This window comes from Candidatus Tectomicrobia bacterium (genome assembly GCA_016192135.1).
Lineage (GTDB): Bacteria > UBA8248 > UBA8248 > UBA8248 > UBA8248 > 2-12-FULL-69-37.
In genome coordinates this window covers 45,868-64,013 of sequence record JACPUR010000040.1, presented here as the reverse complement: position 1 = coordinate 64,013, position 18,146 = coordinate 45,868, and the positions used below count along the sequence as shown (strand labels likewise).

At 70.6% G+C, this 18,146-nt stretch carries 19 protein-coding genes; 8 read left to right on the top strand and 11 right to left on the bottom strand.

What is annotated here, in order from left to right:
- Positions 1 to 58: 58 nt before the first annotated feature.
- The 6 genes from HYZ11_17120 to HYZ11_17095 all read right to left on the bottom strand — a co-directional run bounded on the left by HYZ11_17120 (position 59) and on the right by HYZ11_17095 (position 5,630).
- Entirely contained in the window at positions 59 to 628 is a 570-nt protein-coding gene (locus HYZ11_17120; protein ID MBI3129333.1) for an RNA polymerase sigma factor, read from the bottom strand.
- Between the two features lie 30 nt (positions 629 to 658).
- A complete protein-coding gene (locus tag HYZ11_17115) occupies positions 659 to 1,087 on the bottom strand; it encodes a hypothetical protein (GenBank protein MBI3129332.1) in 429 nt (142 codons plus the stop codon).
- Between the two features lie 207 nt (positions 1,088 to 1,294).
- Positions 1,295 to 2,521 carry an FIST C-terminal domain-containing protein gene (locus HYZ11_17110; GenBank protein ID MBI3129331.1) on the bottom strand — a complete coding sequence of 409 codons (1,227 nt, stop codon included), beginning with the start codon at positions 2,519 to 2,521 and terminating at the stop codon, positions 1,295 to 1,297.
- Positions 2,518 to 3,213: a 3-oxoacid CoA-transferase subunit B gene (locus HYZ11_17105; GenBank protein ID MBI3129330.1), complete on the bottom strand. Its 696-nt coding sequence runs from the start codon at positions 3,211 to 3,213 to the stop codon at positions 2,518 to 2,520. Before HYZ11_17105 ends, HYZ11_17110 begins: the two co-directional genes overlap by 4 nt.
- Complete coding sequence (locus HYZ11_17100; GenBank protein MBI3129329.1) at positions 3,191 to 3,883, bottom strand: 3-oxoacid CoA-transferase subunit A; 693 nt, start codon at positions 3,881 to 3,883, stop codon at positions 3,191 to 3,193. Before HYZ11_17100 ends, HYZ11_17105 begins: the two co-directional genes overlap by 23 nt.
- A gap of 157 nt (positions 3,884 to 4,040) precedes the next feature.
- Positions 4,041 to 5,630: an ABC transporter substrate-binding protein gene (locus tag HYZ11_17095; GenBank protein MBI3129328.1), complete on the bottom strand. Its 1,590-nt coding sequence runs from the start codon at positions 5,628 to 5,630 to the stop codon at positions 4,041 to 4,043.
- 234 nt (positions 5,631 to 5,864) lie between these two features.
- On the opposite strand from HYZ11_17095, the gene HYZ11_17090 reads away from it, so the two are divergent.
- From HYZ11_17090 to HYZ11_17075, 4 genes are read left to right on the top strand one after another with little or no spacing between them, the layout of a single operon-like run.
- Complete coding sequence (locus HYZ11_17090) at positions 5,865 to 7,436, top strand: fused MFS/spermidine synthase (protein MBI3129327.1); 1,572 nt, start codon at positions 5,865 to 5,867, stop codon at positions 7,434 to 7,436.
- A gap of 34 nt (positions 7,437 to 7,470) precedes the next feature.
- The gene (locus tag HYZ11_17085) at positions 7,471 to 8,532 is read left to right on the top strand and encodes a tartrate dehydrogenase (protein ID MBI3129326.1); all 1,062 of its coding nucleotides are present in this window, start codon (positions 7,471 to 7,473) and stop codon (positions 8,530 to 8,532) included.
- Between the two features lie 42 nt (positions 8,533 to 8,574).
- Entirely contained in the window at positions 8,575 to 9,099 is a 525-nt protein-coding gene (locus HYZ11_17080) for a cob(I)yrinic acid a,c-diamide adenosyltransferase (protein ID MBI3129325.1), read from the top strand.
- A 19-nt stretch (positions 9,100 to 9,118) separates the two neighbouring features.
- Positions 9,119 to 9,601: a cyclic nucleotide-binding domain-containing protein gene (locus HYZ11_17075; GenBank protein MBI3129324.1), complete on the top strand. Its 483-nt coding sequence runs from the start codon at positions 9,119 to 9,121 to the stop codon at positions 9,599 to 9,601.
- Between the two features lie 3 nt (positions 9,602 to 9,604).
- On the opposite strand, the gene HYZ11_17070 is transcribed toward HYZ11_17075, so the two are convergent.
- From HYZ11_17070 to HYZ11_17050, 5 genes are all read right to left on the bottom strand, one after another.
- Positions 9,605 to 10,318 carry a haloacid dehalogenase type II gene (locus tag HYZ11_17070; GenBank protein ID MBI3129323.1) on the bottom strand — a complete coding sequence of 238 codons (714 nt, stop codon included), beginning with the start codon at positions 10,316 to 10,318 and terminating at the stop codon, positions 9,605 to 9,607.
- Positions 10,319 to 10,340: 22 nt separating this feature from the next.
- The gene (locus HYZ11_17065; GenBank protein MBI3129322.1) at positions 10,341 to 11,435 is read right to left on the bottom strand and encodes an AI-2E family transporter; all 1,095 of its coding nucleotides are present in this window, start codon (positions 11,433 to 11,435) and stop codon (positions 10,341 to 10,343) included.
- 35 nt (positions 11,436 to 11,470) lie between these two features.
- The gene (locus tag HYZ11_17060; GenBank protein ID MBI3129321.1) at positions 11,471 to 12,031 is read right to left on the bottom strand and encodes a CDP-alcohol phosphatidyltransferase family protein; all 561 of its coding nucleotides are present in this window, start codon (positions 12,029 to 12,031) and stop codon (positions 11,471 to 11,473) included.
- 78 nt (positions 12,032 to 12,109) lie between these two features.
- Entirely contained in the window at positions 12,110 to 13,027 is a 918-nt protein-coding gene (locus HYZ11_17055; protein MBI3129320.1) for a hypothetical protein, read from the bottom strand.
- Positions 13,024 to 13,938, bottom strand: coding sequence for an rRNA pseudouridine synthase (locus tag HYZ11_17050; protein ID MBI3129319.1), 915 nt, complete (start codon positions 13,936 to 13,938; stop codon positions 13,024 to 13,026). The genes HYZ11_17055 and HYZ11_17050 overlap by 4 nt, the downstream gene beginning before the upstream one ends.
- 141 nt (positions 13,939 to 14,079) lie before the next feature.
- Between HYZ11_17050 and HYZ11_17045 the strand changes: the two genes are divergently transcribed.
- The 4 genes from HYZ11_17045 to HYZ11_17030 all read left to right on the top strand — a co-directional run bounded on the left by HYZ11_17045 (position 14,080) and on the right by HYZ11_17030 (position 18,024).
- On the top strand, positions 14,080 to 15,189 hold the full coding sequence (locus HYZ11_17045) for a mandelate racemase/muconate lactonizing enzyme family protein (GenBank protein ID MBI3129318.1): 1,110 nt from the start codon (positions 14,080 to 14,082) through the stop codon (positions 15,187 to 15,189).
- A 144-nt stretch (positions 15,190 to 15,333) separates the two neighbouring features.
- A complete protein-coding gene (locus HYZ11_17040; protein ID MBI3129317.1) occupies positions 15,334 to 16,683 on the top strand; it encodes an amidohydrolase family protein in 1,350 nt (449 codons plus the stop codon).
- 118 nt (positions 16,684 to 16,801) lie between these two features.
- Positions 16,802 to 17,275, top strand: a complete 474-nt coding sequence (locus HYZ11_17035; GenBank protein ID MBI3129316.1) for a hypothetical protein — start codon at positions 16,802 to 16,804, stop codon at positions 17,273 to 17,275.
- Between the two features lie 380 nt (positions 17,276 to 17,655).
- Positions 17,656 to 18,024: a hypothetical protein gene (locus HYZ11_17030; protein MBI3129315.1), complete on the top strand. Its 369-nt coding sequence runs from the start codon at positions 17,656 to 17,658 to the stop codon at positions 18,022 to 18,024.
- Positions 18,025 to 18,146: the final 122 nt, after the last annotated feature.

The following is an 18,146-nucleotide window of genomic DNA, read 5'->3' as shown; positions in this document are numbered from 1 at the left end:
GAGACGAGGCAGGGGGAGGATGGGTTACACCGGAGGGTAAGAAAGTCGGAGGGCCGGCTCAGGCGAGAGGTTTTTTATCCGGAGATTTGGGCTCGCAGACGAAGACGCCCCGGCCGTCGCAGCCGAAGGCGCAGTTTTCTTCGAGGACGGCGCGAAGCCTCTTCCGGGCCCGGTGAATCCGTACCTTGGCCGTTGCGGCGGTACAGCCGAGAGCATCCGCGAGGCCCGCGAGGTTCATTCCCTCGATGTCGTGCAGGAGGAGCGCCATGCGCTGGTCCGGGGGAAGCTCGCCGATGAGGCCCCGGACGCACTCGCCCATCCGGGCTTGGTCGATGAGGAGGGCGGCGGAGAGGTGGGGGGATTCCTCCTCGTCCGCCGTCACCCGGATGAGCGTCTCGGGGGGGACGAGATCGACCCGGCGGCGCCGCGCGCTCTTCAGGTAATCCAGGCAGGCGTGGGTCGCGATGGAGTAGAGCCAGGTCGAGATCTTCGATTCGCCCTGGAACGAATCCTTCGCCGCCAGGGCGCGGGCGAAGGTTTCCTGGAGGAGGTCGTCCGCCTCATCGTCCGCGCCGATCATCCGCGCGATGTAGGCGCGGATTCTCCCGCCGTTCTCGCGGATGGCCACGCCGAGCTCCCCATCTTCCATCTTCGCGCCCTACCGGTGCGTCACCAGGATTCCGAGGAAGACCACGATCAGCGCGAGGGCGAGGTTCACGCTGAGCCACTGCTTGCGCCGGGCCTTCATCCCCTCCATGCCCGAGGGCAGGGTGAGGGCCACCCCGATGAAGATGATGGCGAGGGCGAGGACAATTTTCGCGATGAGCTCCGGCGAAAAAGCCAGCCCCGAGCGGATGATGCGGGTGATGTGGTGGATGCCGGTCAGGAGAAGCAGGGTGAAGGAGCCGTGCAGGATCGGGGTGAAGCGCCTGCGCAGGGTCTCCTGGAAGCGGGCGCGCTCCTGCCCGGGCAGCCCCTCGGCGAAGGGCAGCGCCACGAAGCGCAGGAAGGCCACGCCCCCGACCGCGAGGATGGCCGAGAGGACGTGCACGGTCGTCACGATGATGTTGCCGGTGCTGTAGCCCATGAGGTCTCCCGGTGAATGACCCATCGTGGATAATGTGATGCGGCGCCGGATGCATAAGCAGGGGCGTTCCGCCGCCGCCCCTGCGGGGCGCTCCCTCTCCCTCCGGGAGAGGGCTGGGGTGAGGGAAGCGGACGGGCAAGGCACCCTCACCCTCCCCTCTCCCAAGGGGAGAGGGAAATTCTTCGTCTCGCATCCCTTCCTTTTACCCTATCTCACCCCCGGGTTCTCGCCCAGGAGCACCAGCACGCCCGAGAACTGGTGCAGGTGGTCGTGGCCCCCGATCGGGCCGATCTCGGCCCCGGTGAAGAAGCCCGCCACCGGCAGGCCGAACATCGCCCGGCGGATGGCGGCGGCGTCCACCCCGCGCGAGCCGTAGAGGGCGCTGCCCCGCCCGGCGCAGTTGAAGTAGAGGCCGAAGGCGGCCGCGTCGTCGAAGTTCCCCCGCCCGAAGCGGTCCACCCCTTTCTGGAGCATGGCCTCGAAGTCGTCCAGGGCGCGCCCGCCGTCCCGCCGGGCGAAGGTGATCGCCTGGCCCACGGGGATGGGCTCGGCCAGGGCGAGGATGCCCTTGGCCGGCTCCACCCCCACGATGGGCCGCACGATGTAGTTGCCGTGGTCGAGGGAGACCTGGTCCGGGTCCCCGGGGATCCCGACGAAGACCTGGGAGGCGGCGGCGCGCAGGTTCTCCATCAGCTCGGGGCCGGCCGCCTCGGCGAAGACCTCGAAGGCGGGCCGGCCCGAGATCTCGAAGATGAGGTTGTCCTTCGCCCGGGTCACCAGCCAGGGGTCGCCCACCGGCTGGTAGGCCTGGGAGATGCCGATGAAGCGCGCCTGCCCGCCCGCCAGGACGGCGCCCGCCACGGCGTTGTTGTGCACCCGGCCGTCCAGGAACTGGAAGGTGCGGCCGAGCGAGCCGTTCTCCGACGCCCCGCCTCCCACGATGACGGCGCGCCGGCCCAGCCCCTCGTGGATGCCCTCGAAGAGCTCGCGCGGGCGGAGGTTGTAGGTGTCCGGGAGGAGGATGACCAGGGGCGGCGAGCCCTCCTCCAGCTTCGCGCCCAGCGTCCCGCGCGCCTGCCGGCCGATGGCCCGGCCGCACTCGCGCGGGGCGGCGCTCAGCCCCTCCGAGAGGAAGGGCGCGGCCGCGACGCCGTCCCCGCCCAGGGCGAGGGCGGCGACGCCGGGGCCGCCCTCGATCTCTCCCTCGGAGGTGAGGACGCCGTAGCCGGTGCAGCCCACTATGCGAGCCCCGCCCGAGGCCTGGGCCGCCGCGCGCGCCACCTCGGGGAACTGGGGCAGGTGATCCGACGTCACGAAGAGGAAGAGCAGGTCCGCCCGGTCCAGCCGCGCCTCCCCGGCCGCCTCCGCCACCGCCCGCCGGACGGCCTCGCCCGAGGCGGCGAGGTCCGAGAGCCCGGCGCCGGCGCGGATCACGGCCCCTCCTCCCGCGCCAGCGCCCCGAGGGGCTCGGCGACGCGCAGCCGGGGCGCGCTGGCCCGCTGCACGTCCTCGGCGGTGAGGCCCTGCGCCACTTCCCGGAGGAGGGGCCCCTCGGGCGTGAACTCGATGAAGGCGATGTCGGTGAAGAGCTTGGTCACCACCCGGCGCGCGGTGAGGGGATAGGTGCACTCCTCCAGGAGCTTCAGCTCCCCCTCCTTGGTGAGGTGGGTCATGATGGCGTAGACGGCGCGCGCGCCGGTGGCGAGGTCCATCGCGCCGCCGATGCCGCCCTTGCCCGCGCCCGGCACCGTCCAGTTGGCGAGGTCGCCCCCGGCCGAAACCTGGAGCGCGCCCAGCACGGCGATGTCCACGTGGCCGCCCCGGATCATGGCGAAGGAGTCCGCGTGGCCGAAGATGGCCGCGCCCGGCAGCGCGGTGATGGGCTCTCGTGAGGCGTTCACGAGGTCGCGGTCCTCCCGGCCCTTGGGCGGCCGGGGCCCCACGCCCAGGATGCCGTTCTCGGCCATGAAGAGGATGCCCCGCTCCGGGGGGACGAAGTTCGCCACCCGGGTGGGGATGCCGATCCCCAGGTTCACCACCGCGCCGTCCGGCACCTCGCGCGCCACGCGGCGGGCGATATCGTCCGGGCCGAGCGCGGCCGCCTCAAGCCTCCGAGCGAAAGTCAAGGTTCTCTCCCCGGACGACGCGGCCCACGTACACGGAGGGCGTGTGGACCTGCTCGGGCGGGATGCCTCCCGTCTCCACGATGCGCTCCACCTCGGCGATGGCCACCCGCGCCGCCGCCGCCATGACGGGGTTGAAGTTCCCGGCCGTTCCCCGGTAGACGAGGTTCCCCAGCCGGTCGGCCGTGTGGGCCTTGATGAGGGCGAAGTCCCCGGGCAGGGCGTACTCCAGCAGGGCCTCGCGGCCGTTGAAGGAGCGGATTTCCTTCCCCTCGGCGGCGAGCGTGCCCGCGCCCGTGGGGGTGTAGAAGGCGGGGATGCCCGCCCCGGCGGCCCTGAGGCGCTCGGCCAGGGTGCCTTGGGGGATTTGCTCGAGCTCGATTTTCCCGGCCATGTAGAGCTCCCGGAAGATGAAGGCGCTCTTGTGGAAGGCGTAGGTGCAGATCATCTTGCGCACCTTGCCCTGGCGCAGGAGGCGGCCCAGGCCCCGCTCCCCGAACCCGGCGTGGTTCGAGACGACGGTCAGCTCACGCGCCGGGTGGTCCGCCATGGCGGCGAGGAGGTTCTCGGGCACGCCCACCCCGCCGAAGCCGCCGAGGAGGATGACGGCGCCGTCGGGGATGTCCGCCACGGCCTCGGCGGAGGAGGAGTAAACCTTTGGGGGCGCGGGCACGGCGGGCTCCTCGAAGGGGGCTCCTCCGGGATTTATGCGGGATCGGAGCCGAAAAATCCAGGCGGGCGCGGGGCGCGGCCGGCGGGGCCATCGCGGGGAAAATTCACGCCCCCACCCCCCTTGCCAAGGGGGTGGGGGCGTGATGCCGTAGGCCTTCCTATTTGTCCAGCCAGGTGTCCCTGAGGGTGAAGATGATCTTGTTGCGGAAGGCGAAGTCCTTCACGTAGTCCCGGGTCGCCTGGATGAAGGGGGAGCCCGCCACCGAGGGGTAGTAGCCCTGATCCACGATGTAGCGCTGGAGGCGGTGGCTGATCTCGATCTGCTTCTTCGGATCGATGGTGGAGCGCCATTCCTCGACCATGGCGTCCACCTTCGGGTCCTTCATCATGTAGTAGTCGAGGAAGGTCTTGGAGTAGAAGGTGTGGCTGGCCGAGTTGAAGTCGAAGGTGGGCAAAGTGTCCTGGATGGTCATGTCGGCCACCCGCCGCAGGACGAAGAGGTTCACCCACGTGGCCCGATCGAGGACCTGGATGTCCATCTGGATCCCCATCTGTCCGTAGGTGGTCTTCATGATCTGGGCGATCTCGGCGTAGGTGGGGTCGGAGTTGATGATGGGCATCTGGAACTTGAAGGGTTTCTGGGGGCCGTAGCCCGCCTCGGCGAGGAGGGACTTGACCTTCGCCGGGTCGAAGCGGCACTCCGCCGTCAGGTCGATGGCGTCCCGGGCGCCCGGGCCGGAGAAGGAGGCCCACGGCTCAGACAGCCCGCGGAGGGCGGTGCGCACGATGAGGGCGCGGTCGATGCCGTGGCAGCCGAGCGCCTTGCGCACGCGGACGTCCTTGAAGGGGCCGCGCTGGTTGTTGATGGGGATCCCCATGGTGGTCGCCGTCCGGCCGGTGTGGAGCTTCACGCCGGGGGTCTTCTCGAGGGTGGCCACCAGGGAGAGGGGCACGCTGAAGATCATGTCGATCTGGCCGGCGCGCAGGGCGTTCAGGCGCTGGTTGGCGTCCGGCATGTAGTAGATCTCGATGCGGTCGAGATGGGGGCGATCCTTGATGTAATAGTCCTTGAACCGCTCCATCACCACGAGCTGGTTGTGTTTGTACTCGGTGATCTTGAAGGGCCCGCTGTAGACCGGCAGCCGCTTGAACTTGTCGTAGTCGCGGTTGTAGGCCGTGGGCGAAACGAAGGTTATGCGGGTGAAGTAGCCGGCGAGGGCGGGGAGCGTCATGCCCTTGCCCAGGTCCTGCTGGTGGAGCCGCACGGTGTGCTTGTCCACCACCTCCACCTTCTTCACCTGGTAAAGATAGAGGTTATAGCTCGAGTTGAACTTGAACTTGGGGTTCTTCTTCTTCTCCTCCTTCATCCAGTCCGTCTCGAGCCGGCCGTTGATGAGGTCGAAGTTCCACTTCACGGCCTCGGCGTCGAGCGGGGTGCCGTCGTGGAACTTCGCCCCGGGCCTCAGATGGAAGGTGATAACCCGCCCTTCGTCCGAGAACTCCCACTTGTGGGCCAGGTCGCCCACGATCTCGTACTTCTCGTTGACCATGACGAGGCTCGAGCCTGAGATCTCGCGGTAGAACTTGATCGGCAGGCCGAGCACCACGGTCCCGTCCATGTGGGGGATGTTTCCCTCCATGGCGATGCGGAGCGTCCCCCCCTTCTTGGCGGCTCCGGCGCGGGGCGGGGCGCCCAGGGCCGACACGAGTACGGCGCATACGGCTATGGAGAAAAAGATCCGTCGCATGATTCCCTCCATGACAGGATTTCCCGGGGCCTCCGCGTGGCGGCCGCCCCTCATAAGGCGTGGGTCCTCCCGGAACCGATTCCGGCGCGGACCCGTCTCTTGGGTCTTGAATTGGGGTGAGTATAGGAGATGGCCGGGAGGGGGTCAACGAAACCCGCCCGCCGCGCCGCGGCGGTTGCCCCCCCGGTTGCGCTGACCTAGAGTGAGGGGCGTCTCTTACCCGGGGAGGTCCGAATGGCCAGGCGAGCGCCCGCCGCGGCCCGCGAGGACGCGGCGGCCGGATGGGAAACATGGTATCTCTACATCTGCGTGTTCCTCTCGGGAGGCTCCATCCTCATTCTTGAGATCGCGGCGGGCCGGGTGCTGGCCCCCCATTTCGGCAACACGCTCTTCACCTGGACGAGCATGATCGGCATCATCCTCGCCGCCCTGAGCCTGGGCTACTCGGCCGGGGGGCGCCTGGCCGACCGCGCCCCCTCGTTCCGCATGTTCTTCCTCCTCATGATCATCGGCGCGGCCCTGGTGGCGCTGGTGCCCTTCCTGCGGGCGGTCCTCATGCCCGTCCTCGAGCGGGGGCTGAGCCTGCGCTCGGGCCCCATCTTCGCGGGCATCCTCCTCTTCGTGGCCCCGAGCTTCATCCTGGCCATCCTCACCCCCTACGCCGTCAAGCTCAAGGCGAGCGACGAGCGCCTCATCGGCACGGTGACGGGGGATCTCTTCACCTGGTCCACGGTGGGGAGCATCGCGGGCACCTTCGCCACCGGCTTCTTCTTCATCCCGGCCTTTGGGCTGAACTCGATCTTTCTGGCGACTTCGGTGGCCCTGGCCCTGGCGGGAGGGGCCGGGCTCTGGCTGACCCGCGGGCACGGCGCCGGCCCGGGCCTCAAGGCGGTGCAGGGAGCCGCCCTGCTGGCCGCCGTCTGCCTCGCGGCCGGAGCCGCCTGGGCGGGGCGGCCGCCCGGCAGGCTGCCGCAGACCATCCACTTCCAGGAGAACATGTACCACACCATCCGCATCCAGAACTGGGAGGACGGCGGGCGCCAGGTGTTCGAGCTCTACCTCGACTCCCAGCCGGAGGCCGCGATGGTGGCGGGCGACGACCGCGCCCTGCACTTCCGCTATTCCCGGTTCCTCGCCCTGGGGAGGGTCGCGCTGCCGGAGATGCGGAGCGCCTTCTTCCTGGGGGGCGGGGGGTTCACCATGCCCAAGGCCCTCCATCTCTCGCGCCCCGCAGTCGACATCACCGTGGCCGAGCTCGACCCCGACGTGATCCAGGCGGGGCGCAGGTTCTTCCACCTGGACCGTTATCCCAAGGTCCGCGTCCTCCCGGGGGACGGCCGGCGCGTGCTGCGCGAGACCGGCGGCCAATGGGACTTCATCGTGGGAGACGCCTACCGGGGGCTCAGGAACATCCCGCCCCATCTGGTGACCCGGGAGTTCTTCGAGGAGGTGCGGGGCAAGCTGGCGCCGGGCGGCGCCTTCCTGATGAATCTCATCGCCCACCGCTCCGGCCCCGGCGGGGTGCTCTACGCATCGGTCTACCGCACCCTCGCCTCGGTCTTCCCGGACGTCTGGGTGTTCAGCACCGATCCGGCCCTGCCCGGCGCGGCGCAGAACGTGCTCTTCTTCGCCTTCCGCGACCGGGAGGAAGGCCGCTTCCTCTCCCTCATGGGCCGGCTCGAGGCCGATCCGCAGCTCGCCTTCATCGCGGGCTCGCGGGTGGCGCCTCCCCTGCCGGGCGCCTACGGGCCCGTCCTCACCGACGACTACAATCCGGTGGAGTACCTGGTGTCGCAGGGTTTCTGATCCCCGCCCCCCGGCGGGCATCCTCGGAGGTGGCATGGCCAAGCATCGGATCGCGCTGGTACCCGGAGACGGAATCGGGCCCGAGGTCGTGGGCGAGGCGGTGCGCGTCCTGCGCTCGCTCGCCCGGAGCGAGCGGGGGCTCTCGTTCGGCTTCGCGTCCTTCCCGTGGGGGAGCGACTACTACCACGCCAAGGGCCGCATGTGCCCGGAGGACTATCTCGAGCGCCTCCGCCCCTTCGACGCCATCCTGCTCGGCGCCGTGGGCCGGCCCGACATCCCCGACCACATCACCCTGAACCAGCTCCTCCTGCCCATCCGCCGGGGTTTCGACCTCTACATCAACGCCCGGCCCATCGTCCTCTACGAGGGGCTCGAGTCCCCCCTCAAGGGCTGCGGCCCGGGCGACATCGACATGCTCTTCTTCCGCGAGAACACCGAGGGCGAGTACAGCCCCATCGGCGGCCGCCACTACCAGGGCTTCCCCGGGGAGGTGGCCGCCCAGGTGGCGCTGTTCACCCGGCGGGGCTGCGAGCGCATCATCGCCGCCGCCTTCGAGGCCTCCCTCAAGCGCGGGAAGCACGTCACCAACGTCACCAAGTCCAACGCCCAGGGCCACACCCTGGTGCTCTGGGACGAGGTGTTCGCCGAGGTGGCCGCGCGCCCGCGCTACAAGAAGGTGAAGACCGCCAAGTACCTCGTGGACGCCGCCGCGCTGGAGTTCGTCCGCCGCCCCGGCCGCTTCGACGTGGTGGTCTCGACCAACCTCTTCGCCGACATCCTCACCGACCTGGGCGCGGCCATCGTGGGGGGCCTGGGCGTCGCCGCCAGCGCCAACACCAACCCCGCCCGCACCGCCCCCGGCATGTTCGAGCCCGTCCACGGCTCCGCCCCCGACATCATGGGGAAGGGCATCGCCAACCCCGTCGCGGCCGTCCTCTCGGCCGGGCTGATGCTGGACTACCTCGGCGAGGAGCGCGCCGCCCGGCGCCTCGAGCGGGCCGTGCGCGGCCACCTGGCCCAGGGCAACCGCACCCGGGACCTCGGCGGCACGGCCACCACCAAGGAGGCCACCGCCGACATCATCCGGCGGCTGTAGGCGCTCCGGCGCCCGCGGGGGCCGCCCAGGAGGAACCCGCCCATGTCCCTCGTCACCAAGCGCGGCGACGACGGCAACACCGACCTCTGGTTCGCCGACCGCGTCCCCAAGTACCACCCCCAGGTCGAGGCCTACGGCGCCGTCTACGAGGCCCAGGCGGCGCTCGGCCTCGGGCGCGCCCTCGCCCCCGAGTGGCTCAAGCCCGCCATCCTCAAGATCCAGAAGGACCTTTTTGTGGCCAGCAGCGAGCTCGCCACCCAGCGGGGCAAGGCGCCCCGCCTGAAGGAGCGGGTGGGGCCCGCCCTCGTGGCCTGGGCGGAGGCCGAGATCGCCCGCTACGAGGAGGCGATCAAGCTCACGGACTGGTACATCTCGGGGGAATCCGCGGGCGGGGCCGCGCTGGACCTGGGCCTCACCATCCTCCGCCGCGCCGAGCGCTGGGCGGTGCGCCTGCGGGACGAGGGCTACCTCGAGAACCCGGACCTCCTCATCTACCTCAACCGGCTCTCGGACCTCCTGTTCCTGATGGCGCGGGCGGTGGACCGGGGGGTGGAGGTGCCGAGTTAGCGTTTCGGCGGAGGGTTGGATGGGCATGGGCGTTCCCGGGCATTGGGACATGCAGCCCCACGAACTGACGGACGTCCAGCGCCACCTCGTCCAGAAGCTCCAAATGAACTATCACTTTTTTTCCGAAATGACCGGAGAGGAGATCGCCGCCTTCCTCCGGCTGTGCAAGCAAGTGGCGTTCGAGAAGGGCCAGTCCATCTTCCGGCAGGGAGAAAGCGCCAAGGATTTCTACCTGGTGATCTCGGGGGAGGTGTCCATCACCATCCAGGATCGCGAGGTGGCCCGCCTGGGCCCCGGGCACGTTTTTGGCGAGATGTCGCTGCTCGAGCGGATCCCCCGCACGGCCTCGGCGGCCGCGGCGGAGCCGGTGCGGCTGTTCGCCATCTCCGCGTCGGTCATGAGCGAGAAGACGCCCAACCTCGCTTACAAGGTGCTGCTGGGGGTCGCGCAGGAAATGTCCGAGAAGCTCCGCGAGTCGAACGCCCACCTCGGGGCGTCGTAGGGGCTACGCTCCCATTTTCTCCGCCAGTTCCTCGATGCTCTCCGCCATGACGTCCCACGTCTGATCGGGCTCGAGGTCCGTCTTCTGGCCGGGGCCGAACTCGAGGGGCCGCCGGATGTAGCCCGTCCGGAGGCCGTTGGCGTGCGCGGCGCGCAGGTCGTAGTTGTGGGCCGCCGCCAGCATCACCTCGCCGGGGGCGAGCCCCAGGAGGTCCGCCGCCCCCAGGTACACCTCCGGGGCGGGCTTGTAGCAGCCGAAGAGGTCGACCGCGATGACGCAGTCCCAGGGCAGGCCCGCGTGCCTGGCCATGTTCACCAGCGCCGAGAAGTTCCCGTTCGAGAGGGTCGTGACCGCGTAGTGCCGCTTGAGGCGCTGGAGGCCGGGCACCGAGTCCGGCCAGGGCGCGAGGCGGTGCCAGGCGCGGTTGAACTGGTCCTTCTCCTCCTCTTCGAGCCCGGAGATCCCGAACTGGCCGAGGAGGAGGTCGAGCCTCGCGCGGTGGATGGCGTCCAGCGTGGACCAGGGGGCCGCCCCCAGCCGGATGCGCTCGATGGCGGGATCCTTGCCGGCCTGCCAGGCGCCGGCGAAGGCCGCCCAGTCGGCGGAGATGCCCTTCGCCCGGCCCATCGCCTCCCCCTCGCGGATGAGGCTCGAGCGCCAGTCCACCACGGTGCCGAAGACGTCGAAGGCGATGGCTTTCACGCCGAGGAGGCCCATGCGCTTCTCCGCGGCCGCCGGGTCAGGGGGCGGCCTGCTTCGTGTCCGCGATGTAGTAGTCGTAGACGGCCTCGAGGCCCACCTTGATGGCCGCGGCCAGGGGCACGGCGAGCAGGATGCCCATGAAGCCCATCAGCTCGCCGCCGATCATGATCGAGGCGATCACCACCACCGGGTGCAGGCCCACCCGGTCCCCCACCACGCGGGGGACGATGAACATCCCGCCGACCGGCGAGACGACGCCGAAGACCGCCAGTACCGCCAGGGGATGGAGCCAATCCTGGTAGGCGAGCGCGGCGAGGCCTATGGCCAGGGGAAGGGCCACGATCCATTCGACGTAGGGGAACATCGAGACGATGCCCGTTATCAGTCCCAGCACCAGCCAGAGGGGGAGGCCCACGAGATAGAAGCCGGCGACGTAGAGAACGGAGAGGATGACCCCCACCGTGAGCTGTCCCTTGATGAAGGAGCCGAGCAGCTCGTCCAGCCGGTCGAGCCGCTTCCGGACCTCGGGCTGGAAGGCGGGATGGATGTAGGTGAAGAGCATCCCGGAGAGCTTGTTCATGTCCCGGAGGAGGTAGAACGTCATCACCGGGATGAGCGCCAGGTAGGCGGCGCCCAGGACGAGCGACACGATGCCGCGCGTCGTCTGGAGGAGGAAGTTCCCGCCCGCCTGGAGCGCCTCCAGGGGCAGCCGGCCCAGGGAGGAGAGGTTCTGGGTGATGAACCGGCGGACGTCCTCCGCGGGGACGAGCTGGAAGCGCTGCACCATGCGCTCCACCCAGCTCTCCGCCACCTTGATGTAACCCGGCATGCGCTGGGCGAAGGCTGAGAACTGCCGTTCCACCAGCGGCGCGATGCTGACCCAGAGGACGAAGATGACGAGCGCCACCGCCAGCAGCAGGATGAGGACGGCCGCCGTCCGCGGAATCCGCCGGCGCTCCAGGATGTCCACCAGTGGGTGCAGGATGTAGGCCAGGATGAAGGAGATGATCAGGGGGGTCAGCGCGGCCCGCGCGTTCATCAGCATCCAGATGACGCCGATCAGGATGAGGATGAGCCAGATCCGCTTCCAGGTCAGGAGGACGGAGGTCTCGTTTCCGTGCGTCCCGTTCAAGGCGCGATCCTCAGGGCGTCCCGGCGCGGCGGGTCCTAGCGGTTCCCTTCCGGCGGGGCGGCGTTCCGCGCTCCCACGAAGAACAAGTAGTGAATCCCCGAAGCCGCCGTGAGGGCCCCCGTCAGCGCGAACAGGGCGGCGAGCCACGCCCCCCCGCCCGCTCCGGCGGCGCTCGCCGCGAGGGCGGCGAGGATGGCCAGCATCTGAAGGGCGGTGGTCGTCTTCCCCAGGTAGGACGGGGCCGGCGCGGCGAAGCCCGAGGTCATGAAGAGCACCATGCATCCCAGGCACAGGAGCACGTCCCGGGACACCACCAGGACGGCCAGCCAGGCGGGGACCTCCCCGGAGACGCCCAGCAGGACGTAGGCCGTCACCATCAGCAGCTTGTCGGCGATCGGGTCCAGCAGGGCCCCCAGCGAGGTCATCTCGCCCCGGCGGCGGGCGAGGTGGCCGTCCACCGTGTCGGCCAGGCTGGCCAGGAGGAACAGGAAGAGCGCCCACCCGTGCCGGTGGTAGGCCAGCGAGATGGCGAAGAGGGGGACGAGCAGCACCCGGCCGAGGGTGATCTTCGTCGCCAGCGTGAGCGATGGAGGCAACGATACACTCAGGCGCACGGTCTCCCCCTCGGCGAAGCCGGTCCTTCCGCCGGAGCCGTGATCATAGCACAGCTTCCCTCATGGGTTTGCCTTGGCCGCGGGCGGCGGAGGCGGCACGGCCCGCCGCGCCTCCGCGAGGAGCTGGGTCGCGAGCTGGCCCGCCGCCGCCGCGAGGGCGGCCTCGTGGCTGCGGGCCCGGCCGGGCGGCAGGCGCACCTGGTAGGAGCGGATGGCGATGACGGCGCCGTCCTCGACCCGGATGATGCGCCCGTTGGCGAGGGCCACCAGCGCTCCGTTCCGCTCGCGCTCCGAGACGGCCCGGGCCGTCACCACCAGGCGGCAGCCGCACAGGCCGCCGAGGAGGCGGGCCGCTCCCATCTCCCCCCGGAGGGCCGCGGCCACCTGGGAGGGCGGGAAGGTTTCGCCCTGGGCGGGCGGGCGCAGGACGGAATAGCCCGCCTCCTGGAAGGGGAGCGTCAGGCGCTCCTCGGCGATGCCGGGAACCCCCTCCGCCGCCTGGACGCCGTCCTGGCCCAGGACGCGCTCCTCGACCAGGAAGAGCACGCGCTGCTCCCTTCCGGCCGGGCGGGCCAGGCGCAGGGCGCGCAGCGCCTCGTCGAGGCCCGGCCAGTCCACCAACGCCTCCAGGCGCGCCTGGACGCTCGTGCCCCCGGCGTCGGTCCCCATGTGGAGGATTCGGTAGCTGCGGATGAAATCCCGGCCGGTGGCGAGGATCGAGCCCTCGATCTGGCGGCGGTAGCGGGCGAGGCCCTCTTCCCCGACCGCCTGGCGCACGGCGCGCAGCACCGCCCGCCGCAGGGCGTTCTCGACGGCCCGCTCCTGGGCGGCGGCCTGGTTGCCCCGGAGGATGAGGGCCTCCCCCTCCACCTCGAAGCGCGCCACCCCCTCGGGGGGGGCGGTGCTCCCCGGGGCCGCCCCGGGGAAGACCGGAAGGGCAGCCAGCAGGGCCGCGAGGAGCAGGGCCGGGCGTCTCATGGCGCCCGGCGCCGCCCCTTGCTCCTGGGCCGTCCTTTGCCGGAGGGCTTGGAATCTCCGCGGCCCTTGGCGGCCTCCGCGCCCCTGGCGCGGGCCGGGCGGCGGGACTTGGGCAGGGCCCATCCCTCGCGGGAGCGCGGGGCGGGGGAGGGCGCGGGCCTTCCGAGCCCGATCAGGGCCTTCAGGCGGGCCACCTCCGCCTCGGTCAGGGGCCGGACCGCGCCCGGGGCCAGCCCCAGTATCTTCACCCCCGCGAAGGAACGGCGCGTGAGCTTGAGGACCGGGTGGCCCGCCTCCTCGCACATCTTCTTGATGTGGTGATGCCGGCCCTCCCGCAGCTCGATGCGGAGCCAGGCGTTGCTCTCGGTCTTGCTGGGCAGGAGCCGCACCCCGGCGGGCTCGGGCCCGGCGCCGGAGCCCCGGGGGGGGCGGCTGGCGCCGCGCCGGCCCATGCGGGCCAGCGCCTTGGCGTCCGGCGCGCCCTTCACCTTGACCTCGTAGACGCGGGGCACCTGAAAGCTCGGGTGGGTGAGGCGGTGGGCGAGTTCCCCGTCGTTCGTGAAGAGGATCGCCCCCTCGGCGTCGAAGTCCAGCCTGCCGACCGGGAAGACGCGCCGCCCGCCCGGAGGCAGCAGGTCCGCCACCGTGGGCCGGCCCTTCTCCTCCTCGTCCCGCATGGTGGTGAGGACGTTGCGGGGCTTGTTCATCACGAAGTAGGCGGGGGGCTCGCGGCGGGTGATGAGCTTGCCGTCCACCTTGACGGCGTCCGCGCCCGGGTCCGCCTTCGCCCCCAGCTCGGTGACCGCGCGCCCGTTCACCGTCACCCGGCCCTCCGAGATGAGGCGCTCGGCCTCCCGGCGGGAGGCGACCCCGGCCTGGGAGATGATCTTCTGGAGACGGATTTCGGACATGGGCTACCCGCTGGAATGGAGAAGGGCGCGGCACATTTGTTCGCAAAAGGGATTATAGCCATTCCCCCCGGGAGGGGGTAATCTGTGCGGAGCCCTTTCCCTTATCGTTCTTTCCGGCTTCCGGCCAGGGAGTGCCCGAGCATGGCCGCTTCGTCCCTCACCCTCCTGATGGCCACCCCGGCCCACGTGCGGGTGCCGCTGCCCCGGCCGCTCGAGGTTTCGACCTTCCGGCTCCCCGCCGTGGACACCTGCGCCGTCACCGTCCGCACCCGGGAGGGCCTGAAGGGCATCGGCTGGTGCTTCGCCTTCGGCCCCGAGCGGGCGCGGGCCCTCATGGCCATGGTGCGGGACCTCTTCGGGGTCATCGCCGGCAAGGATCCGCGCGACGCCGAGGCCAACTGGGAGGCCATGCGCCGCTCGGCGAGCTTCGTCGGCCGCGAGGGCCTCAGCGCCATGGCCATCGGGGCGCTCGACACCGCCTGCTGGGACATCGCCGCCCAGGCCGCGGGCCAGCCGCTGTGGAGGCTCCTCGGGGGCGCCCGGCGGGAGATCCCCTGCTACGCGAGCGAGGGCCTGTGGCTCAACGCCTCCCGCGACGAGCTCCAGCGGGAGGCGGCCTCCCTCAAGGGGCGCGGCTTCCGGGCCATGAAGCTGCGCCTCGGCAAGCCCTCCCTGGAGGAGGACCTCGGCCGGGTGCGCGCGGTGCGCGAAGCCATAGGAGAGGACTTCCCGCTCATGGTGGACGCCAACCAGGGCTGGGGCCTTGAGCATGCCCGCCGCGCCTGCCGGGAGCTCGAGGCGGAGCGCCTCGTCTGGATCGAGGAGCCCGTCGACCACGAGGACATACCCGCCATGGCCGCCCTCGCCGGGGAGAGCGCCACCGACATCTGCGCCGGGGAGACGAACTACGGCCCGGGAGGCCTGGCGCGCATCCTGGAGGCCGGGGGCGCGGACGTGCTGATGGCGGACCTGGAGCGCTGCGCGGGGGTGACGGGCTGGCTCCGCTCGGCACGGCTGGCGGAGAAGTTCGGCAAGCCGATCACCCCGCACCTCTTCCACGAGGTTTCGGCCCACCTCATGAGCGCCTGCCCGCACGCCGTCTGGTGCGAGCACATGCCCTGGTGGGAGCCCATCCTGAAGGAGCCCATGCCCGTGAAGGACGGTTTCTTCGTCCTCCCGGACAGGCCGGGGCTGGGGATCGAGTTCGACGAGGCGTCCCTGCGGAACTTCGCCCCGCCCGCGGGCGGGTGAGCATTTCACCCTCCCCCTCCGGGGGAGGGCTGAGGAGGGGGCGGAGCCGGGATCTCCCTCCCCCCTCGGGCCCATGCGGGCCCGACCTCCCGGAGGGAGGGGGAACAGCCGAAAGCGCGGGCGGATGGGAAGGAGAGAAGATTCATGGCCAGGGTCCTCATCCGCGGCGGCGACCTGATCACCATGGATCCCGCCCTGGGAGACATCCGGGGCGGGAGCGTCCTCGTCGACGGCGACCGGATCGCCGCCGTGGGCCAGGTGGTGGACGCCTCCGGCGCCGAGCCGGTGGACGCCTCCGGGATGATCGTCCTGCCCGGGTTCGTGGACGCCCACGTCCACCTCTGGCAGACGGGCCTGCGCGGGGTGGCCGGGGACTGGACCCTCGCCGACTACTACCGCACCATGCACCTGAACCTCGCGCGCCACTTCACCGCCGAGGACATCTACCTCGCCAACCTCGTGGGCGGCTGGAACCACCTGGACTCCGGCATCACCTCCCTCTTCGACTGGTGCCACAACAACCCCACACCCGGGCACTCCGACCGCGCCATCGACGCCCACTTCGACTCGGGCGTCCGCGCCGTCTTCGGCCACGGCACGGCGCGGTGGGACAAGACGGGGAGCGCGAGCCCCGCGGACATCCCCCATCCGGCGGAGGAGGTGCGCCGCCTCCGGGACCGCCTCCGCGACGACGGCGCGCGCGTCACCCTCGGCATGGCCCTGCGGGGCCCCGACCAGACCCCTTACGAGGTGGCGGCGAAGGACATCCGCCTCGCCTACGAGCACGGCCTGGTGGCGAGCGCCCACATCGGCGGCCGCCTCGTCCGCGAGTGCCCGGACGCCATTCCGCGGCTTCACCGGGACGGCCTCCTCGGCCCCCACTTCAACATCGTGCACGGCAACCAGTTCACCGACGATGAACTTCACCTCATCGCCGAGTCCGGGACCACCCTCACTGCCTGCCCCGAGGTGGAGATGCAGATGGGGCACGGCGACCCGATCTGCGGGCGGTTCGTGGTCGCGGGCGGCGCCCCTTCCCTGGGGGTGGACATCGAATCCAACGTCGCCGGCGAGATGTTCACCCCGATGCGGGTGGGGCTCCAGTTCTGGCGGTCCACGGCGAACGGCTGGCTCCTGCGCCAGGGCCAGGCCCCGGAGCGGGTGGTGGTGAGCTGCCGGCGGGCGATTGAATGGGCCACCATCGAGGGCGCCCGCGCCCTCGGGCTGGGGCACCGCACCGGCTCCCTCACCCCGGGCAAGCAGGCCGACATCATCCTCATCCGGAAGGACCTGAACCTCTCCCCCGTCCACGACTCCGTCGAGGCCGTGGTCTTCCACGCGAACCCCGGGAACGTGGACACCGTCCTCGTGGCCGGCGAGTTCCGCAAGCGCGGCGGGCGGCTCCTCGCCCCCGGCCTCGCGCAAAGGATGGAAGAGCTCGCCGAGTCCGGCCGGCGCATCCTCCGGGAAGCCGGCATGGCGAAATTCGGGTAAACACCCGCTAGCCCCCGGCCCCATCCCCGAGCGTATAGTGAAGGTGCGCGCCCGGGGACTGCCCGGCCCCGGGCGGGGAGAGGCCGCCGCTCCGCCTCCGGGCCCGAAGGGAATGGAGATGGACCGCGCCTTCCTCCTCCAGTTCGCCCCCGAAGCCGTCTTGCTCCTCTTCGCCGCCCTCGGGGCGGCGGCCGCCCTGATCCTCATGCGTCCTTTCCTGCGCTGGTACCTCGGGCTGGGCCGGATGGAGGAAACCCTCCACCGCCTCGACACCCGCCTCGAGGACCTCTTCCTGCTCCTCGAGGAGGAAGACGGCCGGGATGCGGCGCGCGCCCGGGCGGTCTTCGACTTCCCGGAGCCTCCCGCCGTCCCGCCGTCCCAAAAGAGAGAGCCCGAGGTCCACTCCCGCCTCCGGGATCTCGAAGCGCCCGCTCCCCGCCCCCGCGCGCCGGAGCCCCACCTCAGCCGGGTGCCCGACCCCCCGCTGGCCCACGTCCCCGAGCGCCCCGTGCCCCCCGCCGCGCCCAGCGGCGGTGCGCTGCGCTTCCGCAGCCCCCAGGCGCGCCGGCCGGTCATCCGGAAGAACACATAGGAAGCGCGAAGAATTTTTTGAAGCGTCATTGAGGCTGAAGGTTTCGCAGGGGCGTTCCATCGAACGCCCCTGCGTTTTGGGAGGACACCAAGGTCATTGTCATTCCGAGCCCTGCGCTTGCGCTCAGGGTAAACTCCGCGAGGAATCTGCGTGTGTAGCCGCTGACGAAGATGCTTCGCTCAGCATGACAACCAAAGAGCTCCGAATGTTTTAGTCCTTCTTCCTCCTCGCGGCCTCGTCATGTTCCTCCTTCGTCACCGGCGGTGCACTCAAGTAGGGGCGTTCAATTGAACGCCCCTACTTTTTTGTCGGCTTTTGGTGCCGGCCTTGCGCCCGATGCGGGAGTTTCACCGGCCCCCCGGATGCGCGAGAATCCGGGCATGGCCGAAACCCTCACCCTCGAGGTGGACGAGAACGAGAACTGCCCCCGCATGCCCGCCATGGCCTACGAGGCCCTGGCGGCGCCCGTGGAGGTCTCCCGGGTGCGCCTGGCCGAGCCCGGCCGGCCCCCCGGCCTCTACCGCGTCACCGGCTGGAGCAGCGCGGGGGGCGGCACCCCCTGCCCGGCCCTCTACGCCCCCGTCTCGGACTCGGGCGGGGCGGTCGTCCACCTGGTCTTTGGCGGGGACTGGGGGGTGCGCCTCAAGCCCTGGGACAGCGCCGAGGACTGGGACCTCGGGAGCCCCCGCCAGTTCGGCGAGCCGTACCTGATGCTGTTCGAGGAGGGGGATGTGCTCGGAGAAAAGTAGCGGAACGGTTTGGGTGTCATTCCGAGCCCTGCGCTTGCGCTCAGGGTAAACTCCGCGAGGAATCTAGCCGAGTGGCCGCTGACGAAGATGCTTCGCTTAGCATGACAACCGAGAGCTTGGCC

Excerpts from the sequence above, each read along its gene's own strand:
- HYZ11_17035 (MBI3129316.1), top strand. The coding sequence starts at position 16,802 with ATGGACCGCGCCTTCCTCCTCCAGTTCGCCCCCGAAGCCGTCTTGCTC.
- HYZ11_17095 (MBI3129328.1), bottom strand. The coding sequence starts at position 5,630 with ATGCGACGGATCTTTTTCTCCATAGCCGTATGCGCCGTACTCGTGTCG.
- HYZ11_17030 (MBI3129315.1), top strand. The coding sequence starts at position 17,656 with ATGGCCGAAACCCTCACCCTCGAGGTGGACGAGAACGAGAACTGCCCC.
- HYZ11_17070 (MBI3129323.1), bottom strand. The coding sequence starts at position 10,318 with ATGGGCCTCCTCGGCGTGAAAGCCATCGCCTTCGACGTCTTCGGCACC.
- HYZ11_17055 (MBI3129320.1), bottom strand. The coding sequence starts at position 13,027 with ATGAGACGCCCGGCCCTGCTCCTCGCGGCCCTGCTGGCTGCCCTTCCG.
- HYZ11_17080 (MBI3129325.1), top strand. The coding sequence starts at position 8,575 with ATGTCCCTCGTCACCAAGCGCGGCGACGACGGCAACACCGACCTCTGG.
- HYZ11_17115 (MBI3129332.1), bottom strand. The coding sequence starts at position 1,087 with ATGGGCTACAGCACCGGCAACATCATCGTGACGACCGTGCACGTCCTC.
- HYZ11_17075 (MBI3129324.1), top strand. The coding sequence starts at position 9,119 with ATGGGCATGGGCGTTCCCGGGCATTGGGACATGCAGCCCCACGAACTG.
- HYZ11_17040 (MBI3129317.1), top strand. The coding sequence starts at position 15,334 with ATGGCCAGGGTCCTCATCCGCGGCGGCGACCTGATCACCATGGATCCC.
- HYZ11_17085 (MBI3129326.1), top strand. The coding sequence starts at position 7,471 with ATGGCCAAGCATCGGATCGCGCTGGTACCCGGAGACGGAATCGGGCCC.
- HYZ11_17050 (MBI3129319.1), bottom strand. The coding sequence starts at position 13,938 with ATGTCCGAAATCCGTCTCCAGAAGATCATCTCCCAGGCCGGGGTCGCC.
- HYZ11_17090 (MBI3129327.1), top strand. The coding sequence starts at position 5,865 with ATGGCCAGGCGAGCGCCCGCCGCGGCCCGCGAGGACGCGGCGGCCGGA.
- HYZ11_17045 (MBI3129318.1), top strand. The coding sequence starts at position 14,080 with ATGGCCGCTTCGTCCCTCACCCTCCTGATGGCCACCCCGGCCCACGTG.